Origin of the sequence: Coleofasciculus sp. A1-SPW-01, from assembly GCF_040217205.1 — a bacterium.
GTDB classification, from domain to species: domain Bacteria; phylum Cyanobacteriota; class Cyanobacteriia; order Cyanobacteriales; family Coleofasciculaceae; genus Coleofasciculus; species Coleofasciculus chthonoplastes_A.
The window spans coordinates 1-15,664 of sequence record NZ_JAVJNP010000099.1 but is presented as its reverse complement, the minus strand read 5'-3'; the positions used below and the strand labels follow the sequence as shown (position 1 = coordinate 15,664).

At 45.7% G+C, this 15,664-nt stretch carries 18 protein-coding genes and 1 pseudogene; 9 read left to right on the top strand and 10 right to left on the bottom strand.

Translation table 11 applies throughout. The features are described 5' to 3' along the window. A pseudogene (locus RH949_RS14930) lies at positions 1-187 on the top strand (IS1634 family transposase); the annotation flags it as partial. 66 nt (positions 188-253) lie between these two features. On the opposite strand, the gene RH949_RS14925 reads toward RH949_RS14930, so the two are convergent. Beyond that, on the bottom strand, positions 254-640 hold the full coding sequence (locus tag RH949_RS14925; RefSeq protein WP_446354146.1) for an AI-2E family transporter: 387 nt from the start codon (positions 638-640) through the stop codon (positions 254-256). Between the two features lie 280 nt (positions 641-920). On the opposite strand from RH949_RS14925, the gene RH949_RS14920 reads away from it, so the two are divergent. After that, the gene (locus RH949_RS14920) at positions 921-1,208 is read left to right on the top strand and encodes an RNA recognition motif domain-containing protein (protein ID WP_006104844.1); all 288 of its coding nucleotides are present in this window, start codon (positions 921-923) and stop codon (positions 1,206-1,208) included. Between the two features lie 72 nt (positions 1,209-1,280). Continuing rightward, complete coding sequence (locus tag RH949_RS14915; protein WP_006104830.1) at positions 1,281-1,454, top strand: hypothetical protein; 174 nt, start codon at positions 1,281-1,283, stop codon at positions 1,452-1,454. A gap of 131 nt (positions 1,455-1,585) precedes the next feature. Here RH949_RS14915 and petA read toward each other — a convergent pair whose 3' ends face one another. Beyond that, on the bottom strand, positions 1,586-2,575 hold the full coding sequence (gene petA / locus RH949_RS14910; protein ID WP_006104827.1) for a cytochrome f: 990 nt from the start codon (positions 2,573-2,575) through the stop codon (positions 1,586-1,588). A 216-nt stretch (positions 2,576-2,791) separates the two neighbouring features. Beyond that, positions 2,792-3,334, bottom strand: coding sequence for a cytochrome b6-f complex iron-sulfur subunit (gene petC, locus RH949_RS14905; protein WP_006104929.1), 543 nt, complete (start codon positions 3,332-3,334; stop codon positions 2,792-2,794). Positions 3,335-3,573: 239 nt separating this feature from the next. Between petC and RH949_RS14900 the strand changes: the two genes are divergently transcribed. Next, positions 3,574-3,891, top strand: a complete 318-nt coding sequence (locus RH949_RS14900) for a DUF3067 family protein (RefSeq protein ID WP_446354142.1) — start codon at positions 3,574-3,576, stop codon at positions 3,889-3,891. An 81-nt stretch (positions 3,892-3,972) separates the two neighbouring features. On the opposite strand, the gene ureA is transcribed toward RH949_RS14900, so the two are convergent. The 6 genes from ureA to RH949_RS14870 form a co-directional block, all read right to left on the bottom strand. Further along, positions 3,973-4,278, bottom strand: a complete 306-nt coding sequence (ureA, locus tag RH949_RS14895; RefSeq protein ID WP_446354140.1) for an urease subunit gamma — start codon at positions 4,276-4,278, stop codon at positions 3,973-3,975. Positions 4,279-4,443: 165 nt separating this feature from the next. Next, on the bottom strand, positions 4,444-5,454 hold the full coding sequence (locus RH949_RS14890; protein ID WP_446354138.1) for an AI-2E family transporter: 1,011 nt from the start codon (positions 5,452-5,454) through the stop codon (positions 4,444-4,446). Positions 5,455-5,959: 505 nt separating this feature from the next. Beyond that, entirely contained in the window at positions 5,960-6,802 is an 843-nt protein-coding gene (locus RH949_RS14885; protein WP_446354136.1) for an urease accessory protein UreD, read from the bottom strand. Between the two features lie 12 nt (positions 6,803-6,814). Next, a complete protein-coding gene (locus tag RH949_RS14880; protein ID WP_006104962.1) occupies positions 6,815-7,627 on the bottom strand; it encodes an ion transporter in 813 nt (270 codons plus the stop codon). 135 nt (positions 7,628-7,762) lie between these two features. Beyond that, on the bottom strand, positions 7,763-7,885 hold the full coding sequence (locus tag RH949_RS14875; protein WP_006104873.1) for a hypothetical protein: 123 nt from the start codon (positions 7,883-7,885) through the stop codon (positions 7,763-7,765). 36 nt (positions 7,886-7,921) lie between these two features. Continuing rightward, entirely contained in the window at positions 7,922-8,941 is a 1,020-nt protein-coding gene (locus RH949_RS14870) for an RNA-guided endonuclease InsQ/TnpB family protein (RefSeq protein ID WP_006104952.1), read from the bottom strand. Between the two features lie 546 nt (positions 8,942-9,487). Here RH949_RS14870 and RH949_RS14865 point away from each other — a divergent pair. The 5 genes from RH949_RS14865 (at position 9,488) to RH949_RS14845 (ending at position 15,188) form a co-directional block, all read left to right on the top strand. Continuing rightward, complete coding sequence (locus RH949_RS14865) at positions 9,488-10,105, top strand: Uma2 family endonuclease (RefSeq protein ID WP_006104860.1); 618 nt, start codon at positions 9,488-9,490, stop codon at positions 10,103-10,105. A 77-nt stretch (positions 10,106-10,182) separates the two neighbouring features. Further along, positions 10,183-11,052: a polyphosphate kinase 2 gene (gene ppk2 / locus RH949_RS14860; protein WP_446354133.1), complete on the top strand. Its 870-nt coding sequence runs from the start codon at positions 10,183-10,185 to the stop codon at positions 11,050-11,052. Between the two features lie 197 nt (positions 11,053-11,249). After that, a complete protein-coding gene (locus tag RH949_RS14855; RefSeq protein WP_446354131.1) occupies positions 11,250-12,587 on the top strand; it encodes an adenylosuccinate synthase in 1,338 nt (445 codons plus the stop codon). Between the two features lie 84 nt (positions 12,588-12,671). Then, positions 12,672-13,304, top strand: coding sequence for a 50S ribosomal protein L25/general stress protein Ctc (locus RH949_RS14850; protein ID WP_446354129.1), 633 nt, complete (start codon positions 12,672-12,674; stop codon positions 13,302-13,304). Positions 13,305-13,643: 339 nt separating this feature from the next. Further along, on the top strand, positions 13,644-15,188 hold the full coding sequence (locus RH949_RS14845) for a bifunctional aminoglycoside phosphotransferase/ATP-binding protein (protein WP_446354127.1): 1,545 nt from the start codon (positions 13,644-13,646) through the stop codon (positions 15,186-15,188). Between the two features lie 103 nt (positions 15,189-15,291). Here RH949_RS14845 and RH949_RS14840 read toward each other — a convergent pair whose 3' ends face one another. Further along, positions 15,292-15,459 carry a metallothionein gene (locus RH949_RS14840; protein WP_071777264.1) on the bottom strand — a complete coding sequence of 56 codons (168 nt, stop codon included), beginning with the start codon at positions 15,457-15,459 and terminating at the stop codon, positions 15,292-15,294. Positions 15,460-15,664 lie beyond the last annotated feature (205 nt).

The window sequence follows — 15,664 nt, the reverse complement described above, 5'->3', positions numbered from 1 at the left end:
GACAGCAGATAACTTACCCGTGCATAGCTTTCAAACCCTGTTGGCTGATTTAGGCACGATTGTTAACAATCGAATTCAGTCTAATATTCCAGGTGTAAATTTCGACTTTGACAAGGTAACCGAACCGACTCCGGTACAAAGAAAGGCTTTAGATTTATTGGGCGTTAGCCTGATTTGTACCCAGTGAAGCCAAAAGTGAAATCGCCCTAAGCCAAGATATGCATACGGTGTAGCCATTTGTCAAAGGGGAACTTCAGGTTAATTGACCCTGGGAATCTTGGGAGGATAACTGTTCTACTGGAAGCCCCCTTTGTTTTGCCCACGCCATCGCATCCTGGAACATCTGCTGCAAACGGTCAAGGTATTGGGGTGCTTTAGGTTCCACAATTTCCGCACTCAGTAGCAGTGCGCCGATGGCTAAGCCGACAACGCCAGCCAGAACCAGCATGACAATGACCAAACTCAGCCAATGGGGGACATGACGGTTGAGCCAACGTTGCAGGGGATGGACTAACACCGCGATGAAAAAGGCAAACGCCAAGGGGATGGTAATCGCACTGGTTGCCTTAAGCGCCGCGATCGCTAAGATAGTAGCGATGATCGTCAGCAGGATTTGAATCGTTTTTGCCGATACGCGCATAGACAGGTCTTGATCGGTCTATCTATTGTCTGCGATCGATGCCTTCCCCTGTCATCTACCTCAAGACTTGGCTTGAAAATGCTTAGGCTGCATGTCTGTCAGGGGAATGATCAGCAATATCCCCTAACAGGGCAGGAATTCGTTACAATGTCTATTGAGACTCAAAGCGGTGACTACGTTTGTTTTCAGTATTCATAGGTTTTTCCCCTAAAGTATTGACAGGCTGTTCTCCGAAATCTTGGCTCTCGACACACTTTTTGATTGGGGAGAACATCAATCGATGTCAATTTATGTAGGCAATCTCGACTATTCCGTTACCTCTGAAGACCTTAGCGAAGTCTTTGCCGAGTACGGTACTGTCAAGCGAGTTCATCTGCCGACTGATCGCGAAACAGGTCGCCTGCGCGGGTTTGGCTTTGTGGAAATGGGGACGGAAGACGAAGAAGCCTCAGCAATTTCTGAGCTCAACGGCGCTGAATGGATGGGTCGTGAACTCAAGGTCAATCAAGCGCGACCTCGTGAAGATCGTCCAAAAAGCGGTGGTGGTCGCCGAAACAACCGCTTCTAGGTTTTGAGTTGACTGTGGCGCTTATGTGTGAATCTACAGAAGCGTTTTGTTGTATTGATGGAGACATCTAAAATGGCTAAACGCCGCAATTTGAAAAAAGAGAAAGCCTCTCGCAACCAAGCTTATGCTCGGCAGTTTCGCAAGAAGTCTTCTTCTTCTTCTTTCTCAAGAAACAAGCGCTATTTTGGTAATCGTGATACCAAAAACGAAAATGAAAATGAAGGTGAAGAAAAAGAGGCTGAGTAGTAATCACTCGCGACTCTTGTCTTGGGTGAAAGCAATCTCATAAAGCTCCGATAGTAACGATAAGGGACAGGCTAGCTAACCTGTCCCTTATTTATTTGAAATGAGTTGGCTCAAATGAATAAACGCTGGACTTAGAAATTCATTTCAGCCGCTTGTACTTTCTCAATCTGCTTTTTCTTCAAGACGAGGAAGAGTTGAGAAAACATAATCGCAACAATGAAGACCATTAGCCACTTAATCCGAGCCGGGTCTTGTAAGACAATTTCGCCGTCTACTTGACCAAATCCACCGACATTAGGATCAGTGGTTAACGCCTCACCTGCGGCGACCTCCTGCCCTTCGGAAACCACTAATTCAGGTCCTGCAGGAATGGTATTTACAACTGTGTCACCCTCAGAGGTTTGAATGGTAACGTCGTAGCCGCCTTCTTCTAACTTGGTAATTTGAGAAATTAAACCGGCTTTTGTGGAATTGTAGACCGCGTTGTTACTCTTATTCCCAGCCGGATAAACCTGACCACGACCTCGGTTAGCGCCAACGTGAACCGAGTATTTACCAAAATGGACATCTTTTTCCGTTTTGGGATTCGGAGACAGAACCGGGAAAACAATTTCTTGATACTGTTCACCCGGTAGGGGACCAATAATCACGACGTTTTCCTGGTCTGCGCTATAGGGCTGGAAGTAAAGTCCGCCAACTTCTTCCTGTAATTCTTCAGGAATGCGGTCTTCGGGCGCAATTTTAAAGCCATCGGGTAACATGACCACAGCTCCCACATTCAGACCGCCTTTGGAACCATCTCCTAAGACCTGTTGGGTATCCAGGTCATAGGGGATTTTTACCACAGCTTCAAAGACGGTATCCGGTTTAACGGATTGGGGAAGTTCTACTTCCGTGGGTTTCGCCGCGAGGTGACAGTTAGCACAAACAATCCGTCCGGTGGCTTCACGGGGAGTTTCCGGGGCAGTTTGCTGCGCCCAGAACGGATAAGCCGCCGCCGACTGGGGAAGGGAAATATCACTAATGAAGAAAAATGCCGCTGTTGCCAAAGTCAGCAAGAGGGCTTGGGTAATAATCCGCTTGCTGCTTTTGTACATCACCGATAAAGAAGGTGTTCTCATCGCTTAAGGAAAAAATTCACAATTCAAAAATGGGCTGTGTCATTTGCCCCTAACGAAGGACAAATGACGAAAACAAGTACAGAAAGTCCAGAACTCAATCTGGTGATGGTCTTACTCTGCGTCCACAGGCAGCCGTCCGCCTTCCGCAGACAGTTATTTTTACCGTGCAACACAACTCAACCCGCTCGTCTTGAAGGTGGAGACTTCCGCGTCACGTTAAGTCCACCAAGGATCGTTATCCGTGCGGAAATCGGTTTCCGTCCACTGGGAAAAGGTCAGGGTATCGTCTGCGGTGACGTCGGCGTGAACCAAGGCTAATGACAATGGAGCAGGTCCGCGTACCACTTTGCCCTGACTATTGTACTGAGAACCATGACAAGGGCAGACGAATTTGTTCTCACTGGCATTCCAGGGAACCACACATCCCAGGTGAGTGCAGATCGCGTTGATCCCGTAGTCCGCGATCGCTTTGTCTTCGGTCACGACTACATAAGTGGGATCGCCTTTGAGTCCTTGAGCCAAGGTGCGATCGCCTGGGTTATGGCTGCTTAAAAATTCGCTAACCTGGATATCATTGCCCAAAGCATCCTTAGCGGTGACACCACCGCCAGCACCACCACTTGATGGGGGAATAAAGTACTTGACGATTGGATAAAGGGCACCGACGAAAGTACCCGTAATCGTACCAAACGTCAAGAGGTTCATAAATTGACGACGCCCCATATCGGGGACATCTGGGGAGCCAGACACTTGAGCCATAACTGAACGCCTAAGGGTATATTTTTTTTAACAACTCTGGGATGATTCCCAGCATTTTCTTTACCCCGCTCCTTTTATGAAGAGGGATTCAACCGCGAGCAGGGTTGCCATAATCCTTATGTAAGTAAGGATTTACGGCTTAAGCTATGAGTATTATTACATTCTTTGTACCCTTCTCATAAAGTAAAGAAACTTTATCTTCGTAAAAAAATGTAAACAATCAGCCAGGTAAGGGATCTATGACAGGACAAGAGTTGCACCAAATCCTGCTCAGCAAGTGGGGACGCTCTTATGACATCCAGCTTCGGCGGACTCAGGGAAAAATTTTTGTTCAGGTGATGTGGAAGTACCTAGAGCAGAAGTCGTTTCCCTTGTCCGAAGTCGAGTATCTAGAGCGTCTGGACGCCATTGCCCATTATCTCCATGGTTGGGGTGCGGTTCCCCAAGTGCAAGAGTACATCGAGCAAACTCGTGAACGTCCCCGACTTGGAAAAGCCGTGAGCATTCCGATTGAGATGGGGGAACGGGCGTCGGAATGGATATTAGATGATTTGTGACAGCTCCCGTCGCTAAATCAGAGATTATAGCGCGGGCTTGGAGGAGACCGAATCATTTGTCAGGGTTTGGAGACCAAACCCCTACGAGCGGATGGGATTATGAACCGTGACCAGTTTTGTCCCATCCGGAAACGTGGCTTCAATCTGGACTTCCTGCACCATTTCTGGTATGCCTTCCATGACATCATCCCGTGTTAGCAGAGTTGTGCCATCACTCATTAACTCCGCCACCGTGCGTCCCTCTCTCGCCCCTTCTAAAATAGCCGCCGAAATATACGCGACGGCTTCGGGATAATTCAGTTTGAGTCCGCGTGCTTTGCGTCGTTCCGCAAGTAAGGCGGCGGTGAACACCAGTAATTTATCTTTTTCCTGGGGTGAGAGTTGCATAATGACTTGTCTATCTTGATCTTGATCTTGGTGCTATAGCAAAAGGCATAACGCAGAATGCTCCAGGGCATAAGCCAGGAAGCTTCCGGGCAGATGACTACACTTGTTTATAGTATCTTCTTTTTCACCTATTTTTAACTGATGGGTATTTGAAGCCACGTTACACTAGTCTTTTCCCTTCATTTCATTGATTTCAAACAAACTGATCATAACTCCAGCTAAAGGAATTGCCAGAAAAACTCCCAAAAGTCCGGCAACTCTCGCACCTACTAATAAAGCAAAGAACATGACAACTGGATTCATATCAAGTGAGCCTTGCATAATTCGAGGCATCAGCAAATTCTCTTCAACTTGTTGTAAAGTCACACAAATCGCTAAAACAGTGATACTTAGCAAAATTCCTTGAGGTAACACAATTAATGCGACAATGGTAATCCCTAAGGTTGCGCCAATTGCTGGAATCAGATCAAACACTCCCGCGATCGCGGCTAAAACTAAGGCATAGGGAATTCTAAACAATACAAAAATAACAAAGGCAGAAATGCCAAAAAAAGCTGATAGTAGAAGTCGTCCCCAAAAAAATCCTAAAAAGTTGCGTTGAATAGCAAGGCTTAGCTTATTTCGGAGGGGAGGGGGAAATCGTTGAAGAATGAAAGACCAAAGCCTTCCTCTATCGAGCAACATAAAAAATGCGACAACAGCAATCAAGATGAGATTAACGAACTGGGTTAATAATTCGGATAATATTGCTAAAATAATGGTAATTCCTGCAAGGATTTGATTGCGTAAAAATTCTCCAATGGCTTCGAGGTCAATTTGGAGATTCCATCTATCCAAAAACCTCTCAATTTTTTCTACTATAAATATAACTTGATCAATAATCCCCGGTAATTCATTAATTAATTGTTGACCTTGAGATAAAAGTGCAAACCCTATTGTAACTGTAAAAATAAAAACTATAATAATAAGAATTAAAAATACCACGACAACGGCAACAGTATGTGGTACAAAATGCTGCAACCATCTCACTGGATAGGTAAGCAAAAAGGCTAATACTGCGGCTAATGCAAAAATAACTATAACGGCTTCAAAATAAACAATGACTTTGAAAAAGGTCAATCCTAAAATAATTAAAAGCAAATATCGAATTAATTCATGGTTAGTTAAATTCATCATAAATATCATCGATTTACTGGGGTTTAACTCATGCTACATTTACCGAAGCATCTAAATTTATAATGACAGTTAAGGTGATCACTTTCTTGTCACATTTATCTTTTAAGATTAGTCTAATTTTCCTTGGATTGACGAGAAATATTTCTATACGACCCAGTGGGGTAATTTGTGATAATGTTGTCTTTCTAGCTTAAGGGCAAAATTATCCCACCTATCCAACGAGGGTGCTGTCCTTTGAGACAGGTTTATAGAACTACGCACTAAGGTTAGGACATAAAAGAAAAATTCAAATCGCTCAACACCGAGCGTGTTACCGAGCGTGTTACTGAGCGTGTTACTGAGCGTGTTACTGAGCGTGTTACTGAGCGAAGCCGAAGTAAGCCGAAGTAAGCCGAAGTAAGCCGAAGTAAGTCGAGGTAAGCGATGCCCTGAGCCTGTCGAAGGGTCGAGGTGTTGCCTATTGCCTATTGCCTAGCGCGTAGCGCTATAGCTTCCGGCGTTTTTGCTAAACTAGCCAAACTCGTGGTTGGGAAACATTCCGTCCCAAATAAGTAAGGCGCAGACATTGCCAAACCTGGGTAAACCAGTTTCGCACTTCTGTGGTTGATGAACCGCGATAACGGCATAATAATCCTTGTGCCTGAGTTTGGGTAACTCCCGCTTCTCCTTGGCGTTGATCGGCTGTCCACAGGCTTCTGGCATTGTCTATTATCTCCGATGATACGGGTGGTCCCATCCAGATCAGGGTTCCGACAATTGGCTCTCCGGCTAATCCATGGGGACTATCGAGTACCGCTTCCCCTCCCGGTAACCACTGACGATCAATCCACAATGGGTGTCCTTGTTGCCAAATTTCGGTATGCGATCGCCAATCCCCTTGTAAGAACCTTTCCTTCCTAGCAGTACGCCCAAACCGGGTAATCTCCCAGGCTAACCAACTGGCGCCCGGAGCTAATTCTACCGTCATCTGCTGCTGATAATCTGCACCATTAAATACAATTGTTTCCTGAGGTAACCATTCCAAACAAGCCCCCGCCTCGACGTGGATATGAATCCGTTGGTTGGCTCTTTGCCCATTGCTGCGATAGATTTTACTCGCCGCCGCCGTGGTAATCAAGGCTTGGGCGTTTTCTTGTAGGTGGATGGTTTGAGATAAGCGATCGCCACCGACAATACCCCCGGCTGTATGTAAGGCTACGGTATGACAAACCCCTTGTCCTTCCGGGTAAAACGGGCGCTGCACCTTCAGAGGGGAAGTTATGCGATCGCGCACTAAGCGGGTTTTACCCTGATCATTGGCATAGACTAACTCTAAACTGCCTTGCCATTCCGTTTTGGTATTAGACATTCAGATTGGGGATCAATGAATTGGTTTTCCACAATGAGGACAAAATTTGGAGGTTCGCTTACGTTTGAGCGGGTGTCTCACTTGAAGTTCTTCCGAGAATCCAGACGCCAATATACCAGCAGGTAAAGCAAATAGCCCAATTCCCAGCACCGCTAACATCGCGCCCACTAATTTCCCGATCAGCGTGACTGGATAGACGTCACCGTAGCCCACGGTGGTTAAGGTAATCACACCCCACCACATGGACATGGGGATATTCGGGAACGCTTCCGCCTGCGCTTCATGTTCGGCAAAATAAATTAGACTAGAGGCGCAAAACAATAAAATAAATAAAACAAAAAAGGTTATAATTAATTCCTCTTTTTTTGAACGAATCACTCGTCCTAATGTTCTTAATGACGCTGAATAACGGCTTAGTTTTAAAATTCTAAAAAAGCGGAATAGTCGTAAAGATCTTAAAAATCGCAAATCGGGGAACAGGAGCGGCAGATAAAAAGGAAAAATCGCAATTAAATCGATGAGCATTAAAGGGGTGAACATGAATCTTAACCGTCCCCTGATCGAATGATTATAGTCCGGATTTACCGTACATATCCAAAGTCTTAAGATATATTCCACGGTAAATACGGCAATTGAGACCTCCTCAAAAAGGATAAAGTATTTTCTATACTGATTCCCAATCTGATCAACTGTTTCCAAGGTAAAAGCCATTAAATTGAGGGCAATTAATGTCCAAATCAATCCGTCAACGATTTGGCTAGCTGTATCCCTAATATCAGTCCGCTCTAAAATTTCATAAAGTCGCAGTTTTATTTTGTATATCATAGCGTCTTTTGATGAGGGATAAGGAATCAAAGACTAATAAATCATTAAGTAAAGACAACATTACGAATGTCCTAACACTACTGGCGATAGTTATATAACAAATGACAAATGACGAATGACGAATGACAAAAATTTTTAAAGTTGACCGAACGGTTCCCAATCTAGAACATCGTCCAACAACGCCCGATACCCGATCACATTAGGATGAAGTCCATCGGGAGACAGTTGCTTTGTCCACCAAGGTGTTCCTCGATTCATCCAGACATCAAAAATATCCAGTTGACACTCCCCGGTCTAAAGACGCGGGGATTCTTCCGTCACAGGGAGGCAGAGTTTTACATCTTCCAGGATGGAACCTTTACCCTCAGAAAGCTTAACTACCGTGTGTCCCACGGCTTCTAATCCTCTTAATTCTACGACTTGAGCGGCTGCTACATCCCGGTCGCATTCATACCCACAATACTGGCATTTGTGTACCCGTTGGGATAGTTTCTTCCTGCCTGTCTCTTTTAAGCATTTGGGACAGGTCTGACTCGTTCCTGCTGCTGGTACTTTCTGGAAGTACACCCCACGCTTGAAACAACATTGGGAAAGGATGTCTAGAAACTGACCCCAGCCTGCATCTAAACAGCTTTTGGAGAGCATCCCACGCGCTAATCCCTTCAGATTTAACTGTTCGGCAAATATCATGTCCGCCCAATCACAAAGGTTATGGGCTAGCTCCCAGTGGTAGTTTTTGCGGGTGTTTGCTATCCGTTCATGTAGTCGGCTTACTTTGGCTTGTGCCTTAGCGCGATTGTTTGACCCGAACCGTTTATTAGACACCTTCTTTTGCAGCGATTTCAGCTTGCTTTCTAGACGTTTAAACGGTCTGGGATTGGGAAACGTTTGCCCATTAGACACGGCGGCAAAGTGCATTAAGCCTACATCTATTCCTAATGATGTACCAGTCGGACTAATTTCAGGCGATGCCCTGAGCGAAGTCGAAGGGAGCTTGTCGAAGGGAACATCTACTTTCCATTGCAGGTTTTGTAGCACTTGTGAGTGTACCTGCTTGAGTGCAGGGATATTCTTTTTCGCTTGGGTGAGATTCTCACACTGACTGTTATACGTTGGTGCAGGTTGATTCGCTGGGATAATGTATTCACTTTTAATCGAGCAAGCGTTCACCGGACATTTACGACTATTAACCCAATGTTTACGCTCACAAAGGGCATAGTTATAGACCTTCCTGCATTGTTCTAACCATTCCTCAAAGGTGGCTATCTGTGCGTTAGTCGGTTTTAACTTAAACTCGTAAACTAAAGTAAACACTTGCTCGACCTCCTGCAATGTTTGCTGGTATTGTACTACATTATTGGTTGAATGTTGTCAGGATCAAATAGACTCGCGAATAAATTCGCTTGGCTAGACGCTTCGCGGCAATTGAGCGTTCGACTGAGCGCTCACGCCGAAGTCTTGTCGAAATTCGGTTTCATCCCCAGTTTTAGGGGATGTCCTGGAGTTCGGTGAGAGGGATGAAGGCTAGGAGCAACGATGGTTTGCATAGACAGTTGTAGTTCGTCAGGTGTTTGTTAACAAATCGATACATTTGCAGGAATTGATACAATGTTACCTTATCGGAGGGTCACGCCATAATCGCTAGATTTTCTGTGTTAGCCAAGCAGGACGTTAGCCAAAGCCCAGTCTAAGATTCATGGCACTGAAAAGCGTGAATTTTTGGATTGCCAAAACCCTTGATATCCCGTAGGGTGGGCATTGCCCACCAGCTTATGCGTCAGTACCATTCCAGTTAAGATAACGAGGATGGTTTCCTCAAGTGGGGAAATCATCCTTGAGAAACCTTTCTCCCCACAGACCATGATTCAAGCCTTACCTAAACCTGTAACATTCGATGAATTTATTGCTTGGTATCCGCAGAAGTCAGAACACCATTATGAACTTCACAATGGAGTAATTATTGAAATGCCTAAACCCACGGGAAAACATTCGCGGATAGCAGGTTTCCTTATCGCCGAACTAAACTTTGAAATCAGAAGGTCTTCACTGAATAGTTTTATTCCCAAGGAATGTGTGATTAAACCCATCCCTTATGAGTCTGGCTATGAACCGGATGTTATTGTGTTGAATTCTAAAACTATAGGAGATGATCCCCGATGGGAACGAGAATCTATCATTACTCAAGGGTCTTCTGCACGTTTGGTGATTGAGGTCGTTTCGACTAATTGGAGTGATGATTATGCGCTGAAGCTGGAAGACTACGAGGCGATGGGTATTCCTGAGTATTGGATTGTTGACTATCTGGGGTTAGGAGGGAGGCGCTATATTGGCAACCCCAAACGACCGACATTTAGTGTTTATCAACTCATTGACGGTGAATACCAGGTGACTCAGTTTAGGGGAGATGACCGCGTTGTTTCCCCCACATTCCCTGATCTAAATTTGACGGTTCAACAGGTTTTTCAGGCTGGGGAGTAATTTTTGATACAAAAAAATATTGGATAGCGGTTTTTTATTTGCTTAGCTAGAGTTGCTAGAGCTATCTTACAGACATAATGTCCAACAAATTAACTAACGGCAAAGTGACAGATCAAAAAAATTCCCTGGTCAAAGAAAAAGAAAAAGTGAAAACTGACAAAGGTAAATCCAAGAAATTGAAGAAGAAAGTTTACAAACGAGAATTGCGCCGGCTACAGGTTGAGTTAGTCAAATTACAGGAATGGATTAAACAAAAAGGATTAAAAGTCGTCGTCGTGTTTGAAGGGCGGGATGCTGCGGGGAAAGGTGGCGTGATCAAGCGGATTACGGAATGCTTGAATCCCCGTGTGTGTAAAGTGGTGGCGCTGGGTACGCCCACAGAACGAGAGAAAACCCAATGGTATTTTCAACGCTATGTGCCATATCTGCCAGCCGCCGGGGAGATGGTACTGTTTGACCGCAGTTGGTACAATCGAGCGGGTGTGGAACGAGTGATGGGGTTTTGCACGGATGAAGAGTATCAGGAGTTTCTGCGATCGTGTCCAGAATTTGAATGCATGATTCAGCGATCGGGAATTATTCTGATCAAGTATTGGTTTTCTGTGAGTGACGACGAGCAAGAACGCCGTTTTCGTAGCCGCATGGAAGATCCAACCAAGCGCTGGAAACTGAGTCCGATGGATTTAGAGTCTCGCGCTCGCTGGGTGGAGTATTCTAAAGCTAAGGATGAAATGTTTGCGGCGACGGATATTAAGCAATCACCTTGGTATGTGGTGGAAGCCGATGAGAAAAAACGCGCCCGTCTCAATTGCATTTCTCACCTGTTAAGTCTGATTCCTTATAAGGATTTAACACCAGATCCGATTGACTTACCCCCCCGACAGTCGGAATTGGAGTATCACCGTCCGCCTATGTCTACACAAACATTTGTCCCGGAGGTTTTCTAAGGTGTCGGGTGTCGGGTGTCGGGTGTGGGGGTGCTGAGGAGGTTAACTCAAAACTTTACCTTCTCTGTTCCCTGTTCCCTGTTCCCTAACAAAGGACGAAGGACGAATGACGGACGAATGACAAAATCGATTGACAGCGATCGCACCTGCTGCACATAATGGTGATTTGTGTAAACTTTAGCGCGTATAATAAACCCTTGGCTAACGTTGTTGTAATCGGTGCCCAATGGGGCGATGAAGGAAAAGGTAAAGTCACCGACTTACTAAGCAAGTCCGCAGATGTCGTCGTCCGTTACCAGGGGGGGGTCAATGCGGGACATACCGTTGTGGTTCAGGGTCAAACCTTTAAGCTGCACCTGATTCCCTCTGGGATTTTATATCCAGAAACAGAATGTATTATCGGCTCGGGGACAGTAATTGACCCCCAAGTTCTGATTGGTGAACTCGACCAACTCGAACAGTTAGGCATTTCTACCCAAAAGCTGCTAATTTCCGAAACTGCCCACGTCACCATGCCTTACCATAGGTTAATTGACCAGGCATCGGAAGAGCGACGGGGAAACCATAAAATTGGCACCACAGGTCGGGGAATTGGTCCGACTTACGCGGATAAATCAGAGCGCATCGGTATTCGGGTTGTCGATTTGATGGACTCGGATATCCTGCGAAAACAGCTTAATTGGACAATTAATTATAAAAATGCTGTTATAGAAAAACTCTATAATTTACCGCCCCTCGACCCTGCTACCGTGATCGATCAGTATCTTGCTTATGCTGAACGATTACGTCCTCATGTTGTTGACTGTTCGCTCAAAATTTATGATGCGATTCAACAACGACGCAATATCTTGTTTGAAGGGGCGCAAGGGACGTTACTTGACCTAGACCATGGAACCTATCCCTACGTCACCTCCTCGAACCCAGTAGCAGGTGGTGCTTGTGTGGGTGCAGGGGTAGGACCGACGATGATTGATCGGGTGATTGGTGTCGCTAAAGCCTATACAACCCGTGTCGGTGAGGGACCATTTCCTACAGAACTCCATGGCGAACAGGGACAACTATTGTGCGATCGCGGCGCGGAATTTGGGACAACAACCGGACGTCGTCGTCGCTGCGGTTGGTTTGATGCGGTCATTGGACGCTATGCGGTTCGCATCAATGGGATGGATTGTCTGGCAATCACCAAGCTTGATGTTCTGGATACCCTAGAAGAACTAAAGGTTTGTGTCGCCTACGAAATCAACGGTCAACGCTGTGAGGATTTCCCCAGCAATTCACGTCGGTTTGCTCAGTGTAAACCCATCTATAAAACTCTACCCGGTTGGCAACAATCCACCGTTCACTGTCGGACATTGGAAGATTTACCCAAGCAGGCGCTGGCTTATCTAAAGTTCCTAGCAGAACTGATGGAAGTTCCGATCGCACTCGTGTCTTTAGGTGCTAGCCGTGACCAGACTATCATCGTAGAAGATCCCATCCATGGACCTAAACGAGCATTACTCGACGCTAATGGTATCCCGGTAACATCGGGATAAGTTGTCTTATGTCTTATGTCACACCGTAAGACGAATGATTGACAAAGAATCGCCAACACCAATACTTGAACCAAAAGATTAGCTATGGAAGTTAAAGTTGAATGTCACAAGCGAGCCGAGGGAAGTAAGCCCAAAGCCTTACGTAGAGAGGGTTTAATCCCAGCAACGCTTTATGGTCACAAGGGGGCTGAATCCGTCGCACTCACGGTTGAAGCTAAAGCCGCAGAAACCTTACTCAAGCAGGCTGATATTAACCATACTGCTGTTCAGGTTAATATTCCTGACTTGTCTTGGAATGGAAAAGCACTGCTGCGAGAAGTACAAACTCATCCCTGGAAGCCTATCCTCTATCACCTGAGTTTTTTCTCAGTGGCAAGTCAGGATACGATCCAAATCTCCTTACCTGTAAATTTGGTCGGAACGGCTTTTGGCGTGAAGCAAGGCGGCATTTTAGAACATGTCATGACGGAACTTCAAGTTGAATGCGCTCCGGATAGTATTCCAGAAGCCATTGAGGTTGATATCTCTAACTTGGATATCGGTGCCAGCTTGCATGTTCATGAAATTCTATTGCCATCAGGCGCTACCGCGATGGATGATCCCCAACGACCAGTGGTTAATATCCTGGGTGCGCCCACGATGCCGACTGAACCCTCTGAGGAATCTGAGGTCGATGAAGCAATGTCCTTGTTAGCAAACGCAGAAGAAGAAGTTTAACTTTAGAGACATCGTTTTTCGAGCCAGGGATAATCTAGTGTTCCCTGGCTTTTTTATTATTCATCACTGGTTATACAGCAGTTTGCTCTGCTATGCGGTACATTGTCGATCCCCCTAAATCCCCCTTAAAAAGGGGGACTTTGAGCTACTGTACTTTATTACAGCGCTTTGCGCTGTAAGTTTTGTAAACAAGCCTCAAACCCTTACATAAACGAATGACGTAGCTTGCTTCTCAAGGGAGCGAGTTCTTCACCGTTCACGTTAATTATGTCCACCTACTTAGTTGCTCGATTTATCCTTTTTTTATGTCCTTAGTTATTTTTGTGTAGATTAAACGATATGTCACAACGTCCTATTTCGGATCTAATTCATCAAATGAAGCAACCGGAGTTTTATCCTCATCCGGTTAAAACCCCTATTGATTTGATTCAAACTCATGTGTCTTACGTGTTTCTGACTGGGGATTATGCCTATAAAGTCAAGAAAGCAGTAAACTTTAGCTTTTTAGATTTTTCCACGTTGGAGAAACGAGAGCATTTCTGTTGGCAAGAGTTACAGATGAATAAACCTCAAGCACCGGAGATTTATCTGAACGTGTTGCCGATTAGTCAAAAGGGCGATCGCTTGATTCTAGGGGACGATTCTCAGCCTGTAGAGTATGCCTTGAAAATGCGGCAATTCCCCCAGGATGCCTTGTTTAGCACGCGCTTCGAGCAAGGGAAATTGACAGCAACGGATATGGAGAACCTGGGACGAGTCGTGGCTGAATTCCATGCTCAAAGCCAAACCAATGACTACATCCGCAGTTTTGGTACGCCTGCAAAAATTCGTGAGGCGTTTGACGAAAATTATCAGCAAACGGAAAACCATATTGGTAGGGCACAAACCCAACAGCAATTTCAAGAAACGAAACAATTTAGCGATCGCTTTTTTGCCCAACGAGAGGCGTTATTAGAACAACGCCTAGACAATAACCGGATTCGGGAATGTCACGGGGATTTGCACCTGAGAAATATTTGCCTGTGGCAGGATAAGATTCAACTGTTTGATCGGATTGAATTTAATGAACCGTTCCGCTTTGTGGATGTGATGTACGATGTCGCCTTTGTGGTGATGGATTTGGATGCGCGGGGGGCTAAGGAGTTGGGGAATGTGTTTCTCAATACCTATTTGGAGCAAACCGGAGATTGGCAAGGGTTACAGGTATTGCCATTGTATTTAAGTCGCCAAGCGTATGTACGGGCGAAAGTCACCTCCTTTTTACTGGATGATCCGGCGGTTCCGGAGGAGACGAAGCAAGACGCCGCAAACACAGCAGCCGATTATTATCGATTGGCTTGGGACTACACGAAAACGAATTCCGGACAAGTCGTGATTATGTCAGGCTTATCGGGTTCGGGGAAAAGTACAGTAGCGCGACAATTGGCGCATCAGTCGGGAGCGATTCACCTGCGTTCTGATGCAGTACGGAAACATTTAGCGGGTATTCCGTTGGATCAAAAAGGATCTGATCAACTTTATACTCCCAAGATGAACCAGAAAACTTACGATCGCCTGTCAGAATTGGGCATCATGCTAGCACAGCAAGGCTTCCCGGTAATTCTCGATGCGAAGTACGATCGACGGGCATTTCGGGGGGATGCGATCGCTCAAGCCCAGGCACATCAGTTACCCTTACGAATTCTACACTGTATTGCCCCCATTGAAGTTCTACGCGATCGCCTCTCATCCCGCACAGAAGATGTATCCGATGCAACGGCGGATTTACTCAGTCGCCAACAAGCCACGGCTGAACCCTTCACTGAGGCGGAACAATCCCTAGTCACGACAGTGGACACAACTCAAAATTGGCAATCTCAAATAGAAAAAATGACCCGGAATTAAGGTTCAAAGAAGAGAAAAGAATCACTCCAGACACAGCGATTCTTCTGTACCTGGAGTAGTTTCTATCTGTCCATAGATCGGCAATCGCTGAGGATGCGCCCGATTAAGCGTGACATTCACAACCAGAATGCCCACAGCCAGCTCCGTTGGGATGACCGTTAGCGCAAGCGTCGCTACAGTAATATTTGCCGTCTTTTTGCACGGCTGAATCGGTACTCACCATGCACGCGCAGGAATCACAGGCACATTGCGTTTGAGTGGCAGTTGTCATCGAAACTCCTTTGGGTCTGAAACCCTGTCTTTATAAGACAGCTTTACAATTAAATGCTGGTTTTTAAATGGATATAATCCCAGGAACCAGCAAAACCTGTAATAAGTCCCTTCGCTCACCTAGTCCAAGATGTCTTGGCATTACCCAACGCCTAACCAATTAGGCTTAGAGATAGTCCGAACTAGGGAAGTATTCGGAAGTCTGT

Coding starts and splice junctions, on each gene's coding strand:
- RH949_RS14915 (WP_006104830.1), top strand. CDS start 1,281: ATGGCTAAACGCCGCAATTTGAAAAAAGAGAAAGCCTCTCGCAACCAA.
- RH949_RS14880 (WP_006104962.1), bottom strand. CDS start 7,627: ATGATATACAAAATAAAACTGCGACTTTATGAAATTTTAGAGCGGACT.
- ureA (WP_446354140.1), bottom strand. CDS start 4,278: ATGCAACTCTCACCCCAGGAAAAAGATAAATTACTGGTGTTCACCGCC.
- RH949_RS14885 (WP_446354136.1), bottom strand. CDS start 6,802: ATGTCTAATACCAAAACGGAATGGCAAGGCAGTTTAGAGTTAGTCTAT.
- RH949_RS14840 (WP_071777264.1), bottom strand. CDS start 15,459: ATGACAACTGCCACTCAAACGCAATGTGCCTGTGATTCCTGCGCGTGC.
- petA (WP_006104827.1), bottom strand. CDS start 2,575: ATGAGAACACCTTCTTTATCGGTGATGTACAAAAGCAGCAAGCGGATT.
- RH949_RS14920 (WP_006104844.1), top strand. CDS start 921: ATGTCAATTTATGTAGGCAATCTCGACTATTCCGTTACCTCTGAAGAC.
- RH949_RS14875 (WP_006104873.1), bottom strand. CDS start 7,885: ATGAATCGAGGAACACCTTGGTGGACAAAGCAACTGTCTCCCGATGGA.
- RH949_RS14890 (WP_446354138.1), bottom strand. CDS start 5,454: ATGATGAATTTAACTAACCATGAATTAATTCGATATTTGCTTTTAATT.
- RH949_RS14900 (WP_446354142.1), top strand. CDS start 3,574: ATGACAGGACAAGAGTTGCACCAAATCCTGCTCAGCAAGTGGGGACGC.
- RH949_RS14850 (WP_446354129.1), top strand. CDS start 12,672: ATGGAAGTTAAAGTTGAATGTCACAAGCGAGCCGAGGGAAGTAAGCCC.
- RH949_RS14845 (WP_446354127.1), top strand. CDS start 13,644: ATGTCACAACGTCCTATTTCGGATCTAATTCATCAAATGAAGCAACCG.
- RH949_RS14865 (WP_006104860.1), top strand. CDS start 9,488: ATGATTCAAGCCTTACCTAAACCTGTAACATTCGATGAATTTATTGCT.
- petC (WP_006104929.1), bottom strand. CDS start 3,334: ATGGCTCAAGTGTCTGGCTCCCCAGATGTCCCCGATATGGGGCGTCGT.
- ppk2 (WP_446354133.1), top strand. CDS start 10,183: ATGTCCAACAAATTAACTAACGGCAAAGTGACAGATCAAAAAAATTCC.
- RH949_RS14925 (WP_446354146.1), bottom strand. CDS start 640: ATGCGCGTATCGGCAAAAACGATTCAAATCCTGCTGACGATCATCGCT.